The following is an 18,242-nucleotide window of genomic DNA, read 5'->3' as shown; positions in this document are numbered from 1 at the left end:
CAGCAGACCGGCCAGGATGGTGCGTTGCTGAGCGGCAGGCACCGGTATCTCCACGCCGTTGAGAAAAGCCTCCGTTGGGCCGAATATCCCAAAGCGGATTCCTGAGTCCGGTGAACCGACATCCCGTGCACGCGCCATGGAGTGCCTCTCTTCCTTGTTGCTCGCTGTGCCGAGGTGGCGAATGCAGACCTAACCACGTGTCGTCATTGCCCCGGATCACCGGGAACGTCCGGGATGTCATGAGTCGGCCCCGTTCGGCGGCACAGCATGACAGAGAGTTCGAGTCGTTGGGCTGTTCGGGTTCTCGGTGTTCGTCGGAGGCTTGGCGGATATCGGACATCTCGATCGATGTGCGGCGTTGTCCTAGGAAAATGTTATTGCCCACACGTGACCAAGTGGTGCAGATCACGGAATAGCGTCTCAACTGGTGGCGTTCGGCAATGGCAGAAGTACGCCGACCCGGTGTCTCCTGATGACTTTCCCCAAACCATGCCGTAGCTTGGTTTTCGGCTGCGATTCCCCATGTCCCGCGCGGGAATCGAAGAGTGGCCCGCACCACGTTTCGAGAAAGGCGCGCTGTGGATTCCTGTGTCACGTCAATCGCGGCCTTCTGCGTCTTAACCCGCTGGTAGCGGCCGTGAAGCCGTCCAGTGCGGGGTCTGCTGAGCCGAGCGCGACCGGGTTGTTGGTCGGCGCTTAGTCGTTCGCTGAGCGGTGGGGCACCAGCGATCCGACGCGGTGAGGGTCGGGTTCATGCGATGTTCACGCATGTGGCATCCCGGTGTGCTGTGAAAACTCGGGAGTCCGGAAGTCGGTACCTCCGGACGGTGAACACGTGGCTTTGTTTCGGTGTGTCCCGACGCCTGTGTCCTGGGTTTCGCGCGCCATCGCGGGAATCGTCTGATGCCGATGCCGATCGGGCGGTCGTACCCGGCGGCACGTCGACTCCCGCTCTGGCGGACCGGGAAAGGCGTGGTCCTGGGTGCTGGGTCGATCCGGCAGGTCGAAGGGGGCGGCAGGTGCTTCGGCAGAGTGGGGAAAAGGTGGAACCGGCGCGGCGGGCGGATCGCGCGGCCGGAAAGCCCGAAAACCACCGCGATTATATTCACCCGTCGCCGCGGGGGCGTTCGACGACCCGCGTCCTCGACGGTCGGAGCAGAGCACGCGCGTCGGAGCGCGACCGGTGAACGCCGCGTGCGAACACGACTCGACCGCGACTCCGGACGGCGGGAACGGGCCCACCCCGATCGCCGTGATAGGCCTCGCGCGCGCACCGGACCCCCGTCCGTTCCGGGACCCGCCGTTCCCCTGCCGCGGGCTGCCCACGCTCACGTCGGTGGACCGGCTCCACGGCCACCACCTCGACCGGAGGAGCCCGTGACCGCGCGGTAAGGGCTCGGGGCCCTCCTCGGGGCGCTCGCGTCCCGAGGAGGGCGGCCGTGGTCAGCCCAGCGGGACCTCGTGCGCGTGCTCGGCCAGCCACGCGTCGAGCGGCACGAGGTCGGGGTTCAGCTCGCGGACCAGGTCGAGGTCCCGCGCACCGGTGAAGTACTCCGACGCCTCGGCGAAGAACTGGAACGTGGCGGCGATCTCCTCCGCGCCGGGGTACCCGGCCGCGCGGACCTCGTCGGGGGTGGCGGGCCGGTACACGACCTCCTCGCCGAGCGCGGCGGTGAACGCCGCGGCCAGTTCGACGCCGGTCGCGTGCGTGCCCGCGACGCCGACCGTCCGCCCGACGAACTCCTCGCCGCGGCGGAAGATCCCGAGGGCGGTGCGGCCGATGTCCTCGGCGGCGATGAGCGCCATGCGGGCGTCGGCCATCGGGAGGGTCAGCACCAGCCGACCCCGCTCGTCGCGGCGCGGTCCCTGGCCGCCGCCGGCGAACGCCTCGTAGTAGAACGTGGTCTGGAGGAACGTGGTGGGCACGCCGAGCGCGGTGAACACCGCGTTCGCCTCGCCCTTCGCGTCGAAGTGCGGCACCTTGTAGCCGCCCGGCAGGTCGGGGACGTCGCTGCCGAGCCGGGCGAAGTGCGGCCGGGTGTCCTCCAGCGTGGACCACACCACGTGCCGCAGACCCGCGTCCTTCGCGACCCGCGCCGCGGTGGAGGCCTGGCGCACCTCCCTCTCGGCGCGCGTGCTCCCCGCCTCCTCCTCGGGCGTGCGCGGCGCCCAGAAGTTCGTGACCACGAACGCGCCGTGCGCGCCGTCGAACGCCTTGCGGACGCTCGACTCGTCGTCCAGGTCCGCCTCGACCACCTCGGCGCCGCGGGCGGCGAGTTCCCGCGCCGCGGGCGACCCAGGGTTCCTGGTGAGCGCCCGCAGGGCGAACGGACCGTCGGGGTCGGCCAGGATCGCGCGCGCCAGGCCCCCGCCCTGCGCACCGGTGGCGCCGACAACGGCGATGATCTTCTTCTCGGACATGCCGGTTCTCCTCTGCGCCCTCTCGGGCAGTGGTTCTCGTTCCGCACCACCACCATCACCCCGGATCGGGACGCACGCCTTCCCCTGTCGTGGGTACCCACCGCGGGGGATGGTGGCCCGGCGGAGGGGGCCAGCGGGTGTACCGGGCGTGATCACGGGTAGCCCGGTTGCATGACGACCACGCAGGCACGTGCGACCGAGGCAGCTCAGCGCTACCGGCGGGCGTGCGACTACGCCGCGGCCGCGATGATCTACCTCAAGGACAACGTGCTGCTGCGCGAGCCGTTGCGACGCGAGCACCTCAAGCCCCGGCTGCTGGGCCACTGGGGCACGTGCCCCGGCATCACGCTGCTCTACAGCGGCCTCAACGGGCTGGTGCGGCGGACCGGGCAGCGGACCCTGCTGGTCACCGGCCCCGGCCACGGCGCTCCCGCGGTGCACGCGAACCTGTGGCTGGAGGGCACGCACGCGCTGTCGGACCCGGCGCTCAGCCTCGACGGCGGGGGCCTCGCGGAGCTGGTCCGCCGCTTCTCCTGGCCGGGCGGCTTCCCCAGCCACCTGTCCCCGGAGGTGCCGGGTGTCATCCACGAGGGAGGGGAGCTGGGCTACGCGCTGGCCACCGCGTTCGGTGCGGCCCTGGACAAGCCGGACCTGCTGGTGGCGTGCCTGGTCGGCGACGGGGAGGCCGAGACCGGACCGACGGCCGGGTCGTGGCACGCGGGCAAGTACCTCGACCCGCGCACCGACGGCGCGGTCCTGCCGGTGCTGCACGTCAACGGCTACAAGATCTCCTCGCCCACCATTCACGGCACCATGGACGACGAGGAGCTGGTGGCGTGCTTCAGCGGCGCGGGCTGGTCGCCGCACGTGGTCGACGTGACGCGCGCCGACGACCCGGACGCGGCGCTGGCCGAGGCGCTGGACCTGGCGCACGCCGAGACCGCCGCGCTGCGCGAGCGGTGGCGGCCCGGTGAGCGGGCGGTGCGGCCGATGCTGGTGCTGCGCTCCCCCAAGGGGTGGGGCTTGCCCGAGCACGACACCGCGGGCAAGCCGCTGGAGGGCACGTTCCGCGCCCACCAGGTGCCGCTGGGCGCCGTGCACGAGGACGACGCGGAGTTCGCGCTGCTGGAGCTGTGGCTGCGGTCCTACCGGCCGGAGGAGCTGTTCGACGTCGACGGCAGCCCGCACGCCGACCTGCTGGCCGAGCTGCCGCCGGAGCCGCTGCGGCTGGGACGCGTGCCGGAGGCCAACGGCGGAGCGCTGCGCCGCGACCTGCCGCTGCCGGACCTCGCGCGGTTCGCCGTGGACGTGCCGGAGCCCGGCGGCGCGTCGGCGAGCCCGACGGGCACGGCGGGGGAGTGGCTGGCGGAGCTGGTGCGGGCCACCGAGGACCGCCGCGACTTCCGCGTGGTCTGCCCCGACGAACTGGAGTCGAACAAGCTCGGCGCGCTGCTCGACGCCACCGACCGGGCGTTCACCTGGCCGCTGCCCGACACCGCCGAGCACGTCGCGCCCGGCGGGCGGGTGATGGAGGTGCTGTCGGAGCACCTGTGCCAGGGCTGGCTCCAGGGCTACCTGCTGACCGGGCGGCACGGCCTCTTCCCGTGCTACGAGGCGTTCGCCTCCATCGTGGACAGCATGGTCAACCAGTACGCCAAGTTCCTCAAGGCGGCGGGCGAGGTCCCGTGGCGCGCGTCCGTCGCCAGCCTGAACTACCTGCTGACCAGCGAGGGCTGGCGGCAGGAGCACAACGGCTACAGCCACCAGGGGCCCGGCTTCCTCAACAACCTGCTGACGAAGAAGGCGTCGGTGACCAGGGTCTACCTGCCCGCCGACGCCAACACCCTGCTGGTGGTGCTGCGCGACTGCCTGGCCTCGACCGACCTGATCAACCTCGTGGTGGCGAGCAAGAACGAGGGCGCGCAGTGGCTGGACCTGGAGACCGCCGAACGGCACTGCGCGGCGGGCGCGGGCGTGTGGGAGTGGGCCTGCCACGGCGACGGGGAGCCGGACGTGGTGCTGGCGTGCGCGGGCGGCACCCCGACCGTCGAGGTGCTGGCGGCGGCGTCGATCCTGCGCGACCGCGCGCCCGACCTGACCGTCCGGGTGGTCAACGTGGTCGACCTGTTCGCGCTCGCCCCGGCGTCGCGGCACCCGCACGGGCTGTCCGACGAGGAGTTCGCCGCGTGCTTCGGGGACGGCGTGCCCGTCGTGTTCGGCTTCCACGGCTACCCGTCCGCCGTCCACGAGACCCTGCACGGCAGGCCCGAGACCGAGCGGTTCCACGTCCACGGCTACCAGGAGGAGGGCACCACGACCACCCCGTTCGACCTGCTGGTCGGCAACGGCATGAGCCGCCACGACCTGGCCGCCGACGCGCTGCGCCGCGCGGGCCACGACGACGTGGCCGCACGCGTGCTCGTCGAACGCGACGAGCTGCGCGCCTCGGCGTACCGCGACGGCGTGGACCCCGAGGAGATCACCGGCTGGCGGTGGTCCGCGTGAACGCCGTCCTCACCGTCAACGCCGGGTCCAACAGCCTCAAGGCGCACCTGGTCGACCCCGGTTCCGAGGAGGTGCTCGGCGCGGCCGAGGTCCAGGGACCGCCCGGCTCCGACGAGGCCCGCCGCGCGCTGGACGACCTGCTGGGCGACGCGGACGGCGTCGACGCGGTCGGCCACCGGCTGGTGCACGGCGGGCCCGACCTGCGGGCACCAGCCGTGGTCGACGACGAGGTCCTCGCCGCCGCCCGCCGCGCCGAGGACCTGGCCCCGCTGCACGTCCCACCCGCGCTGGCGCTGCTCGACGTGCTGCGCGGACGGCTGCCCGACGTGCCGCACGTGCTGTGCCCGGACACCGCCTTCCACGCCGACCTGCCCGAGGTCGCCACGACCTACCCGCTGCCCGCCGCGTGGCGCGAGCGGCACGGGTTGCGCCGCTACGGCTTCCACGGCCTGTCCTACCGGTGGGCGCTCGACCGCACCGCGGAGCTGCTGGACAGGCCGTCGGACGGCGTGAGCGCGCTCCTGGCGCACCTGGGCGGCGGCTGCTCGGTGTGCGCGGTGCGCGACGGCCGCAGCGTCGACACCTCGATGGGCTTCACCCCGCTGGAGGGCGTGCCCATGTCCACGCGCTCCGGCAGCGTCGATCCGGGGATGCTGCTGTGGCTGCTGCGCCGGGGCGACCTCGACCTCGACGCCCTCGACCACGGCCTCAACCACGAGTCCGGTCTGCTCGGCCTGTCCGGCGGGCGTTCGGGCGACACGCGAGACCTCGTCGCCGCGGCGGACGACGATCCGGCGGCGGCACTGGCGCTGAGCGTCTTCGCCCACCGCGTGCGTCGCGAACTGGCCGCCGCGGCCACGTCGCTGGACCGGGTCGACGCGCTGGTGTTCACCGGCGAGATCGGCTGGGACCAGCCCGAGGTCCGCGCCGACGTCGTGGCGGGCCTCGGACTGCTCGGCGTTCCGCGCGACCTCGTGGCGGACGTGGAGCACGACGGCGTGGTCAGCCCGCCCGGCGCGGCCGTGCCGGTGCTGGTGGTGCGTCCGCGTGAGGAGCTCCAGCTGTGCCGCGACACCGTGACCGCGCTGCCGCTGGACTGACCCGGCTCCAGCCCGTTCGACGGGATCGACCGGGGACGCCCGGACCGGGGTGGCGCGGTGGGTCGATCGGGGATGCGGTCGACCTCACGCCCGACCCGGTCACGCCGAACCAGGGCTAGCGGCGTTCCGCGGTGTGGTCGGCCGCGCGGACGAGGGACTTCGCGGGCTGCCAGAAGCGGAGCAGCGTTCGCTCGTCGGGCACGTAGGCCTCACCCACGGCGGGCTCGCCCCTGTTGTCGGCCAGCCGCTCGGCCGCCAGGACCATCTCGGCGACCAGCCGGATGTGCTCCTGGTCCTCCTCGCGCGCGGTGTTCTCGATCAGTTCGTCGACGACGGGCGGAAGGGGCTGGACGTACCGGGCGACGAGTTCGGCGGCGTCGTGGATCTCGATCCGTCGACGGTGCAGGCACTCCTGCGGTGAGACCTTCCAGTTGTCCGCGGGCTTCAGCTCGAAGACGACCTGGGGTGCCGCGCGCGTCAGGTCCCGCCACAGCGGGTACGTCCGGCGCGCGGCGCGGGATTCGCGGTCCAGGCGCAGCAACCGCATGACGGCCTGCGCCGAGGAGGGGACGAACACGACGACCACGGCGGCGAAGACGAACAGTCCGGGCTCCCCCGAGGTGAGCCCTTCGGACACCACGGTGAAGACGTCCCGCGCGAACCCGTCGCTGAGCCCCGCGGCGTCCAGGGCCGCGGAGGCCGCGACCACGCAGGTGGGGAGCGAGCTGGCGACACCGAAGCTGACCAGGGCGGCCACCATGACGCGCTCCCGCAGGGTGGTCGTCCGCCACACGCCGACGCTGCGGCTCATCGCGTAGTAGTAGGACGACACGGCCAGCGGCACCGCCGAGTACAGGAGGACGTAGACGCCGTAGCGCCAGCCCCCGTGGTCGGCTACGGACGCCAGCCCCCGCGCTCGGGCCGGATCGCTCAGGGTCAGGAACGCGATGCCCACCGCCGCCGCCAGCCCGAGCACCACCCTGAACCGGGTTTGGTAGTGCGGCACGTCGTGCCTGTGCACCAGCGCCAGCCCCAGCCCGCACGCCCAGGCCATCACGGTCAGCCAGTGCCACGCGTCGAACACGGTCGGCAGACCACCGGGTACGGCGCCTGCGACGTGGCGGGCGACGACCGGTTCGCGCAGGAGGGCCGCCGCCGCGTCGAGGCCCAGCAAGGTGTTGATCAGGCGGCCGTAGACCGTCGTGTGCCGCACCAGGACGAGTCGGACGACCGCGATGGCGACGATGAACGCCGTCGCGGAGATGGTGATCCAACCTGGCATCTGGTAGTGCGGCCACATGCGCTACAGCTCTTTCAACATCGGGTTGCGGCGTGGTCCGGTGCGGGCGCGGAAGCTGATCAGCGTCGCCAGGAGCTCGGCCTCGTACTCCTCGGTGGAGGCGTAGTTGGACACCCCGCGGGCGCGGACCGTGGTCGGATCGGTTCCGTGGCCGAGCGCCAACCCGGTCGTCAGCGCCGCCCACTCCTCGGTGACGAGCGAGGTGTCCTGCCCGTGGCCGAGCAGCATGTGGCCGACCTCGTGCAGGGCCACGTGCAGTTCCACACCGGAGTCGGACGACCGGCGGAGGAAGATGACGTCGTGGTCCTGGCACGCCAGCCACAGCCCGCACAGCTCCACCGGAGCGGTCAACGGCAACGGCAACGGCACGATGCGCCGTCCGCGCAGGTGCTCGATGGACGCGATGAACTCCGCGATGGTCCAGTCCGGGGGGAGGTCGAGGCGGTCGATGAGGGCTTGCAGACGGGCTCGCGTGGACGTCCTGCCCCTGCTCGGTTTCCACGCGAGCGCGGAAACCCTGCTTCTGAACTGGTCCAGCACGTCAGCTGCCCCCTCGTTCGAGTGAGGCGGTGCGCGCCCGCGGTGTAGGACTCGTCGCTGGTAAGAGCTGCCGCGTCGCAGTCGGTGGAACGGAGATCGAATGCACCTGAGGTTTCCTCCCCCGAGGACCTTGGAGATCTGATCTTGCTTACCGGGTAACACGGTTTTGGTGCCGCTGACGCAGGATTGTTGATTTTTCCAACGGAATCACCGGGTCATCGTGGACGATGGCGGCCATCGCCCGATTGCCTTTCCTGACCAGCTGGCAAACATAGGACGACTCGTCGTCGTCGGATTTCGGGTTCGCTTTGCAGCTTACCCGTCACCTCTGTGCCGTGTTGCGGCTTCGACGCAACCGGGCAGGCCTCGATCGCGTTCGTGGAATAATCGTGGAGTGGAGACCGGGACGGCATCTCGCGCATTGCGAGCGTGCCCGCCGCGGTCGTGCGGCGGACGCGGGTGGTCGAGGAACCTCGGGCCGCACCGGCCGGACACCGGCTGATCGCGCGCCGCTGCCGGTGCGGACCAGCGCCTGCGGCACGGCGCCGAACGACGTGATCGACGCGGTGAGGTGCGGGCCCGTCGTTCCCCCGGCGGGCGGTTCGTTTCCCGCAAGCGTACTGCGCGAGCACCGGCCGAGTCGTTCGGCACCCCGCAGTCTCGGCGGGTGCGGTCGCGTCGACGATCCGGCGGGTCGCCACGGGTTCCCCGAGGTGGCGCGCGAACGGTTCGCGGCCGTTCGGGTGAGGCGCCTCGGCGAAGACCGGCCTCCGGGGTGGGGGAGCACCGCGCCGGCGCACTCCGCGTCGACCGGGACGTGCTCGCCGACCGCCGTGCGCGACGGAGGTGGCCGGGTCGCGGGGAACGCGCCGGGTGCTGCCCCGGTCGTCGGGTCCGCACGGTCGCGGTGGTCGCGGATCCCGCGTCGGCGGGCCGATCACCCGTGGTTCGCCACCGAGACGGCGACTACTTCTCCGGGGTGTCGTCCCGGTCGGACCCGTCCTCCGGAAACGCGGGTTTGGCGGCGTTCTTCAGTGTGTGCAGCAATCGGTCTACCGCCGTTTTGGGGAAGACCAGCTGATAGCCCTCGGTATGGCTGCGGGCTCGCTTCAACTCGATGCCGAGCCGGTCGAGTTCGGTCACGAGATTTGCGACGGACCGGTGATTGCGAGTCAGGTTCTGCAACGCGTTCACGCCGTTCTCGACATCGTCCTCCACTGCCGCGGCGGTGGATTTCTCTTCGGCGGGCGGACCAAGCGCGCCACCGTGGTGAAGAGCCGCGGTCACGCTCCCGGCAGGCAGTCCCAGGGCTTCCAGCGCGCGGTTGTACTTCGCCTCGGTGGTGGCGCTGATGGTGTCGACCTGCCCGCTTTCGATGCGGGACTGAACATTCCGGGTAGGGCCGCCCAGATCGTGGATGAGCTGGTGCGTCACCAGTTGGTCCGGGAGGTTTCGCTGTCGAAACGCTTTCACCAGCCGCCCGAACCGCTGCCCGGCGGACTCGACCCCGTTCCGCTCCGCGGCCTCCGTGACGTCCCTCTCGTTGGCCATGCGCCGGATCGTACCACCACGCTGTGCGCAGGTGTTCATCCATGCGCGTTTATTGCCCTTATGCGTGGTTTTCCGTCCCATATGAGGAAGCGCTACTCGTCCATCTTGGCGCGGTGACGTGCGTGATCGCCAAGTTGTGCATGTTGGGTCGCTACTATGCACACGCATGCCCACCGATGCGTTGACATGTGCGAACGTGGTCGTTATGTTCGAGTCCTGGAGTGCGGTCTGCACGCCAGAGGTGGGGGCACCGATGATCTTGGTGAGGTCTGGCGCGGTCGGAACGACTCCCCGACGGCGTGGCGTCGCGTGCGCTGAACGGCCCGTCGGCTTGTCGCCCGCGATTTATGCATGCTGACAAAACGAGGGTAATGCGATGAATTCTGTGTCCAGTTCCTCGATCGACACCGAGTCGAGCGTGCACGAGGGCATTGCCGTCGTGGGGATCGGCTGTCGGTTCCCGCGGCACGTCTCCAGCGTCGACGACTTCTGGCGGCTCCTCGTCGAGGAGGAGGACGCCGTTCGAGCCGTCCCGGAGGACCGGTGGACGGGCGCCGCCTTCTTCGACCGCGACGCGGCCCGGCCCGGCCACCTCCGCACGCAGGCGGGCGGGTACGTCGACGACGTCACGTCCTTCGACGCGCACTTCTTCGGCATCACGCCGACCGAGGCCGTGCGGATGGACCCGCAGCAGCGCCTCTTCCTCGAAACGACGTGGGAAGCGTTGCAGGACGCGGGAATCGTCCCCGAGCTGCTCGCGGGCACGAAGACCGCCGTCTACGCGGGGGTCTCCGGCCACGACTACGGCATCATCCAGCTCAACCCCGAGAACCGCTACCTGCTCGGCGGCCACACGATGGCGGGCGTGACGAACTGCATCGTGGCCAACCGCGTCTCCTACCTGCTCGACCTCCGCGGCCCCAGCATGATCGTGGACACGGCGTGCTCGTCCTCGTTGGTCGCCGTCCACCTCGCGTGCCGCAGCATCCGCTCCGGCGAGGCGACGATGGCGATCGCCGGCGGGGTCGGTGCGCTCCTCATCCCCGAGACGACCATCGCGTTCAGCCAGGGGACGTTCCTGTCCCCCGAAGGCCGGTCCAAGTCGTTCAGCGGGTCGGCCGACGGTTACGTGCGCAGTGAGGGGTCGGGCACCGTCGTCCTGAAGCCGCTGTCCGCTGCCATCGCCGACGGCGACCGCGTCTACGCGGTGATCCGGGGCACCGCGACGAACTCGGACGGCCGCACCAACGGCATCTCCGTGCCCAGCGAGGAAGCCCAGACGCAGATGATCCTGGACGCCTGCCGCGATGCGGGCGTCGCCCCGTCCAGCATCGGCTACGTCGAAGCGCACGGGACGGGAACGCCCGTCGGCGACCCGATCGAGGCGCGTGCGCTCGGAAGGGCGCTGGGGTCCGGACGCGACGGGCACGAGCCGTGCGTCGTCGGCGCGGTGAAGTCGAACATAGGCCACCTGGAGCCCGCGGCCGGGATCGCCGGAATGATCAAGGCGTGCCTGGTCGTGAGCAGGGGTGAGATCCCCGCGAACATCCACGCCGACCAGCCGAACCCCGCGATCCCCTTCGAGGACCTGGGCCTGCGGCTGGCCACGGCCCGCCAACCGTGGCCGGGGGACGGGCCGCGCCTGGCGGGGGTGAACTCCTTCGGGTTCGGCGGGTCCAACGCCCACGTGATCCTGGAGGGCTCCCCGGACGGCGCGCGGGAGGAGCACCCGGACGGGGCGGCGGAACCCACGGCGCACGAACCGGTCCTGTTCTCCCTGAGCGCCAAGACCGAGGACGCGCTCCGCGCGTACGCCGACGGCTACGCCGACTTCCTGGACGAGCCGAGGAACGCGGCGGCGCTGCCCGCCGTCGCGTCCACGCAGGCCCTGGCGCGTTCGCACTACGACCACCGTCTCGCCGTGGTCTGCTCGTCCGCGGACGAGCTGCGCGCCACCCTGCGCGAGGTGGCGGAGGGCTCGTCACCCGACGCGGTCCGCCGCGGCGTGAAGGCGTCCACGGCTCCCAGCACGGTCTTCGTCTTCTCGGGCCAGGGCCCGCAGTGGTGGGGCATGGCGCGTGAGCTGCTCGCGGAGAGCGAGGTGTTCCGGCGGACCGTCGAGCGCGTCGACGCCGAACTGGGCGGGTACGCCGACTGGTCCGTCGTGGAGGAACTTCGTCGCGACGAGGCGACCAGCCGCATCGGTGAGACGTTCATCGCCCAGCCCGCGGTCTTCGCGGTGCAGCTCGGGCTGGCGAACCTGTGGCGGAGCTGGGGCATCACCCCCTCGGCCGTCATCGGCCACAGCATCGGCGAGGTCGCCGCCGCCCGCGTGTCCGGGGCGCTGTCGTTCGAGGACGCGGTCCGGGTCATCTTCCACCGCAGCCGGGTGCAGCAGAAGGCGTCCGGCAGGGGCAAGATGCTCGCGGTCGGCCTGCGGCACGGCGACGTGGAGGGCCGGATCGCCGCGCACCGCGGACGGGTGGAGGTCGCGGCGCTGAACGGCCCGGAGTCGGTCGTCCTCGCGGGCGATCCGGACGCGCTGGAGGAGATCGAGCGCGATCTCCGCCAGGACGGGGTCTTCTGCCGCGTCCTCCAGGTCAGCGTGGCCTTCCACAGCCACCACATGGACCCGCTGAGGGACGAGCTGCTCTCCTCGCTGGCCGGGATCACCTCGGGCCCGTCCTCGATCCCGATGTACTCGACCGTCATGGCGGACGTCGTCCCCACCGGCGCGCTCGACGCCGGGTACTGGTGGCGCAACGTTCGCGAGCCGGTGCTGTTCGCACCCACCGTCGATCGCCTCGTCGAGGCGGGACACCCGGCGTTCGTCGAGTTGGGTCCCCACCCCATCCACGCGACGGCCATCGCGGAACTGCTCGACCGGCGTGGAGCCGAGGGACTCGTCGTCGCCTCGCTGCGGCGCGAGCACGGCGACCGCCACACCCTGCTGAACTCCCTGGCCTCGCTCTACGCGGCCGGTTCGGACCCGGACTGGGCCGCCGTGTTCGACGGGGGCTCCGAGCGCGTGCGGGTGCCGTTCTACCCGTGGCAGCGGGAGAGGTACTGGCTGGAGGCGCCCGCGTCGCGCGGCAGGCGCTTCCCACCGCTGAACCACCCGCTCGTCGGGGTCGAGAACCGCGCCGCGGACGAGCCGGGCAAGCGCGTGTGGGAACTGGTGCTCGACCCGGTCCGGTTCCCGTGGCTGGAGGACCACCGCGTCCAGGGACCCATCGTCTTCCCGGCGGCCGGCTACCTCGACATGGTGTTGGGCTGCGCGGAGGACGCGTTCGGCGCCGGTCCCCTCTCACTGGAGGACGTCGAGTTCCGCCGCGCGCTCTTCGTGTTCGACGACCGCCCGGCCCCCACCGTCCAGGTGGTCCTGACGCAGGCGATGCACTTCTCCGTGTACAGCCGTCAGGACGGCGACGCCGACTGGACCTTGCACTCCGTCGGGACGCTTCGGCGTGGAGCCCCCACCGCCGCGCTCCCCCGACCGCTCTCGGAACTGGAGGCGGAGTGCCCCGTGGAGATCGACCCCGCCGATCTCTACGCCGTGCTCGGCCGCAACGGCTTGGCCCTGGGCACCACCTTCCGGGCGGCCGTCGCGTTCAACCGCTCCGACCGCAAGTGCCTCGCGCGGCTCGAAACCCCCGCCGCCAGCGCGGACGAGGCGCCGCGCCACGCGATCCACCCCGGTCTGCTCGACTCGTGCATCACGACGCTCCCCGTCGCGTACGGCGACGTGCTCAAGGGCGACGTCGTCGACCAGCAGGCCAAGATGCTCTACCTGCCGGTCGAGGTCGAACGGCTCAGCTTCTACACGAGGCCGCGAGGCCGCCTGCACGTCTACGCGCAGGCGCACGTGACCGACGACCCGATGTACAGCTCGGGCGACTTCTGGATCGTCAACGACGACGGAACGGTGGTCGCCGAGTTCGTCGACCTGAGGTTCAAGTCCATCACCCGAAGCGCTGATGACGGCGACGTGCTCGCGAACTGGTTCTACGACTTCCGCTGGCAACCGGCCCCGGTGCGCCGCAAGTCGCGGATGCCCGCCGACTTCCTGCCCTCGGACACGGCCGTGCGGACGGCCGTGGAACCCCTGCTCGACGAGTTGCGGAACTGGCCGGTCAACCGCGGCTACCACGCCGTGACCGAGGACGCGATGAACCAGCTGTGCATCGGCTACACCACCGAGGCGCTGCACGAACTCGGCATGGACCTGTCGGAGGGCCGCCGCTTCACCCCCGACGAGGTCGTGGCGGAGCTGGGGGTGCACGACAAGCACCGGCGCTACTTCGGCAGGCTGCTGGAACTGCTGTCGCTGCACGGGATCGTCGAGGAGGACGCGGGCACGTGGCGGTTGGCGCGCACGCCCGCGCGCGTCGACACCGCGTCGGACCTCGCGAGGCTGCGCCGCGAGCATCCCGAGTGCGAGTCCGAGTACGCCGTGCTGGAGCGCTGCGGCGGGGAGTTGGCCGCCGTCCTCCGCGACGAGGTCAACCCGGTCGAGCTCATCTTCCCCGAGCACGAGTTCCAGTCGGTCGTCGACCTGTACTCGACCTCGTTCTCGTTCGAGAAGACGAACCGCATCATCGGCGGTGTCGTCGCGGAGTGCGTGCGGTCGCTGCCGAGCGACCGGCCGGTGCGCGTGCTGGAGATCGGCGCGGGCACGGGCGGCACGACCGGGTTCGTGCTGTCCGAGCTGCCCGCGGACCGCGCGGAGTACGTGTACTCCGACATCGGCCAGCTCTTCCTCGCCAAGGCGCGCGACCGGTTCGCCGAGTACGACTTCGTGGACTACCGGGTCCTCGACGTCGAGCAGGACGTCGAGGCCCAGGGGTTCGACCCGCACTACTACGACATCGTGGTGGCGTCGAACGTCCTGCACGCCACCCCGAGCCTGCGGGACACCCTCGCCGGAGTCCAGCGGCTGATGACCTCACGCGGAATGCTCCTGATCATGGAGGCCACGGTGCCACCGCACTGGGTCGACCTGACCTTCGGGATGACCGAGGGGTGGTGGAAGTTCACCGACACGGACGTCCGGCCGAGCTACCCGGTGCTGACCGAGGCGCAGTGGCTCGACTTCCTGCCCACCGCGGGCTTCGAGCACGTCCAGGTGCTCTCCGACAAGACCACGCCGGAGGAGTCCGGCAACTCGGTCGTCGTGGCGCGCGGGCGGACCGTGGACCTCGATCCCCACCAGCCGGGGGCGGAGCGGGGGCCGTGGGTCGTGCTGGCGGACGCGGGCGGTGTCGGCGAGAGCTACCTCGACCTGCTGGGGGAGGCCGCGTCCGGCAGCGTTCTCGTCACCCGCGGTGAGGCGTTCGAACAGGTCGACGCCCGCAGCTTCCGGGTGCGCCCGACCAGCGCCGATGACCTGCGGCGCGTGCTGGAGCACGTCGGCGGCGCGGCGGGCGTGCTGCACCTGTGGAACCTGGACTTCGCGGGATCGGAGCTCACCACCGAGTCGCTGCCCGAGATCGAGAGCCAGGGCGCGTACAGCGTCGTCGCGCTGGTGCAGGCGGTCGGGCGGGCGGAGCCCGCCACGACGCCGCGGTTCTGGGTGGCGACCGCGGGGGCGCAGGTCCTCGACCGGGGCGAGCGCGTCGCGCCCGCGCAGCTGCCGAGCTGGGGCATCCACCGGGTGCTGTTGAACGAGCAGATCAGCCTGCCCGCGAAGATCATCGACTTCGACCCGTCGTCGGACGCCGCGCGCCGGGCGTCCCAGCTCCTCGACGAGCTGCTGCACGTGCGGACGGCCGACGAGGAGGTCGCCTTCCGCGGGGACGGGCGGTTCGTCGACCGCCTCGACCACGTCTCGGTCGCCGAGTTCGAGGCGTCGGTCGCGAAACCGACCCGCGTGTCGGACGGAACGCCCTTCTGCTTGACCGTTCCGAGCGAGCACGCGATCGACCAGCTCCGGTACGAGGGACGAGCACTGCCCGCCCCCGGCCCCGGTGAGGTCGCGATCCGGCCGCTCGCCACCGGCCTGAACTTCCGGGACGTCATGCTCACCCTCGGGCTGCTCGCCGAGGGAGCCACCTTCAGCGGGTTCTACGGCGACGACCTCGGGGTGGAGTGCGCGGGCGTCGTCACGCGGGTCGGCGCCGACGTCGACGGGTTCGCCCCCGGCGACCGCGTCGTGGCGTTCGCCCGCGGGTGCTTCGGCTCCCTGGTGACCACCGATGCCCGGCTGGTCTTCGCGACCCCCTCCACCCTCTCGGACGTCGAGGCCGCGACGCTGCCGATGGCGTACCTGACCGCGTGGTACTCGCTGGTGGAGGTGGGCAGGCTGCGCTCGGGCGAGCGCGTGCTCATCCACGCCGCCGCGGGTGGCGTCGGGCTCGCCGCCGTCCACGTCGCGCAGGCGCTCGGCGCGACGGTCCTCGCCACGGCGGGGAGCGAGGAGAAGCGGGACCACCTCCGATCACTGGGCGTGGAGGAGGTGTACGACTCCCGTTCGCCCGCGTTCGCGGAGGAGATCGCCCGGCGCTGCGACGGCGTGGACGTCGTGCTGAACTCCCTCCAGGGCGAGACCATCCCGAAGAGCCTCGAACTGCTCCGCCCGCGCGGCCGGTTCCTGGAGATCGGCAAGAAGGACATCTACGAGAACTACCAGCTCGGCCTCAAGCCGTTCGGCAACAACCTGAGCTACTCGGCGATCGACGTCGACCGGCTGCTGCTCGAAGACCCGGCGCTGTGCGGGCGGGTCATGACCGAGGTCCTCGACCGCGTCGCGTCGGGCACGCTCCCCGCGCTCCCCCGCACGGACTTCGGTGCGGCCGAGGTGGTGTCCGCGTTCCGGTACATGGCGAACGCGAAGCAGATCGGCAAGGTCGTCGTCGAGTTCGACCCGGACACCGAGCTGCTCGTCCGACCGACACCCGGTGGGGACGAGACGTTCGACGCCGACGGCACCTACCTGGTCACGGGCGGGTACACGGGGTTCGGCCTGCGGACCGCCCAGTGGCTGGTCGAGCAGGGCGCGGGCACCGTGGTGCTGGTCGGGCGCAGGGCGGCGGTGGACGCCGAGAACGAGGCGGCTATCGACGCCATGCGGGCGCTGGGCGCCACCGTCATGCTCGAACGGGCCGACGTGTCCGTGGAGGACGAGGTCGAGGCGCTGCTCACGCGGATCTCGCCACTGCCGCCGCTGCGGGGCGTCTTCCACGCGGCGATGGTGCTCGACGACACGTCGCTCGCGGACATGACGGAGCGGCAGTTCCTCAGGGCCGTGCGGCCGAAGGTCGACGGTGCGTGGCACCTGCACAACCACACCCTCGACCTCGACCTGGACGCCTTCGTCATGTACTCGTCGATGAGCTGGTACATCGGCACGCCGGGGCAGGCCAACTACTCGGCGGCGAACGGGTTCCTCGAAGCGCTGGCGGCGTACCGCCACGACAGGGGACTGCCCGCGTTGACGATCAACTGGGGCGCCATCGGCGAGGTCGGCTTCATCGCGCGCAACAAGGTCGACACGCTCGCCCGGATGGGGTGGACGGCGATCTCACCGGACCAGGCGCTCGGCTTCGTCGGGCGGTGCCTGGCGCAGGGCGTCGGCCGCGCGAGCGTGTTCGGGGTGGACTTCGCGAAGATGAGCCAGGTCATGCCGTCGTTCCGCAGCTCGTCACGGCTCGCTCACCTGGCGCTGGAAGGCGCGACGGGGTCCGCGTCGGCGGGCGGTGCGGAGGGTCTGCGCGCCGAGCTGCTCCAACTCCCGGAGGACGCGCGGGAACCGCGGCTCGTCCAGGCGCTCTCCGAGCAGATCGCCCGGATCTTCGACATGCCGGTCGACCGCCTCGTCCACGACGCCTCGCTGACCGACCTCGGGATGGACTCGCTGATGGCGGGCCAGATCCGCAACGCGCTCGCCAAGCACCTGGAGATCGACTTCCCGACCATGGGCCTGATGCGCGGGCCGACCATCACCGAGTTCGCCAAGGACGTCCTCGCCCAGGTCCTCGGCGACGCGGCCGGGGCCCGGCCCGAGGCGGTCGTACGGGTCTCCGGTCCGGAGCGGTGGATCCACACGGTGGAAGGCCGGTCCAACTCGGCGTCGCTGCGCGTGTTCACGCTGCCCTTCGTCGGCGGCGCGGCCTCGGTCTTCGCACCCTGGCCCGGCTACCTGCCCGACTCGATCGAGGTCGTGGCGCTCCAGGCCCCCGGCCGCGAGGACCGGATCGCCGAGACACCGATCGACTCGATGCCCGCCTTCATCGCGGAGCTGGCGGACGCCATGCTGCCCCACCTCGACAGGTCCTTCGCCATCTACGGGCACAGCATGGGCGGGCTGCTCGCGTACGAGCTCACGAAGTACCTCGAACAGCAGTTCGCCGAGGTTCCGACGAAGCTCATCATCGGGGGCTGGCCGTCGGCGACGTACGTCGAGGACTACGTGCGCGGCCTGAAGCACCTCCGGAACGGCAGCATCGTCGGCGGCGAATCCGACGACCGGGTCCTGGAGGTGTTGCGGGACAACGGTCTGCTCATGGGACCGATCGCCGACGAAGCGTCGATCAAGCCGCTGATGCCCGCGGTGCGGGCGGACCTCAGGATGCTCGGCGACTACCGGTTCGACGACGGGGTCCTGCTGCGCGCCCCGATCACGGTCCTGCACGGCGTCGACGACCCGCTGTTCGAGGAGTACCAGCTCCAGGCGTGGGGGAAGTTGACCAGCGGCGGGTTCTCGCTGACCACGGTCCCCGGCGGCCACCTGTTCATCCAGAACCCCGGTCCGGAGGTGATGGACACGATCGCCCGCGAGCTGTCCGTCAAGGACGCGTACCCGATGTTCACGAATCTCTGACCGGCGC

At 71.3% G+C, this 18,242-nt stretch carries 7 protein-coding genes; 3 read left to right on the top strand and 4 right to left on the bottom strand.

The window, feature by feature from the left end:
• Nucleotides 1–1,443: 1,443 nt before the first annotated feature.
• Nucleotides 1,444–2,421, bottom strand: a complete 978-nt coding sequence (locus tag AC156L_RS26255; protein WP_330876148.1) for an NmrA/HSCARG family protein — start codon at nucleotides 2,419–2,421, stop codon at nucleotides 1,444–1,446.
• 171 nt (nucleotides 2,422–2,592) lie between these two features.
• On the opposite strand from AC156L_RS26255, the gene AC156L_RS26250 reads away from it, so the two are divergent.
• Nucleotides 2,593–4,926 carry a phosphoketolase family protein gene (locus AC156L_RS26250; protein WP_330876147.1) on the top strand — a complete coding sequence of 778 codons (2,334 nt, stop codon included), beginning with the start codon at nucleotides 2,593–2,595 and terminating at the stop codon, nucleotides 4,924–4,926.
• A complete protein-coding gene (locus AC156L_RS26245) occupies nucleotides 4,923–6,026 on the top strand; it encodes an acetate/propionate family kinase (protein ID WP_330876146.1) in 1,104 nt (367 codons plus the stop codon). Before AC156L_RS26250 ends, AC156L_RS26245 begins: the two co-directional genes overlap by 4 nt.
• A gap of 115 nt (nucleotides 6,027–6,141) precedes the next feature.
• Here the strand turns inward: AC156L_RS26245 and AC156L_RS26240 are convergent, their stop codons facing one another.
• From AC156L_RS26240 to AC156L_RS26230, 3 genes are all read right to left on the bottom strand, one after another.
• A complete protein-coding gene (locus AC156L_RS26240) occupies nucleotides 6,142–7,308 on the bottom strand; it encodes a DUF6545 domain-containing protein (RefSeq protein WP_330876145.1) in 1,167 nt (388 codons plus the stop codon).
• A gap of 21 nt (nucleotides 7,309–7,329) precedes the next feature.
• A complete protein-coding gene (locus AC156L_RS26235; protein WP_330876144.1) occupies nucleotides 7,330–7,866 on the bottom strand; it encodes a hypothetical protein in 537 nt (178 codons plus the stop codon).
• Between the two features lie 966 nt (nucleotides 7,867–8,832).
• Nucleotides 8,833–9,417: a hypothetical protein gene (locus AC156L_RS26230; RefSeq protein WP_330876143.1), complete on the bottom strand. Its 585-nt coding sequence runs from the start codon at nucleotides 9,415–9,417 to the stop codon at nucleotides 8,833–8,835.
• Nucleotides 9,418–9,793: 376 nt separating this feature from the next.
• Between AC156L_RS26230 and AC156L_RS26225 the strand changes: the two genes are divergently transcribed.
• Nucleotides 9,794–18,235: an SDR family NAD(P)-dependent oxidoreductase gene (locus AC156L_RS26225; RefSeq protein ID WP_330876142.1), complete on the top strand. Its 8,442-nt coding sequence runs from the start codon at nucleotides 9,794–9,796 to the stop codon at nucleotides 18,233–18,235.
• Nucleotides 18,236–18,242: the final 7 nt, after the last annotated feature.

The sequence above is a fragment of the Umezawaea sp. genome (assembly GCF_057122925.1).
This window is presented reverse-complemented; position numbering and strand designations above follow the sequence as displayed.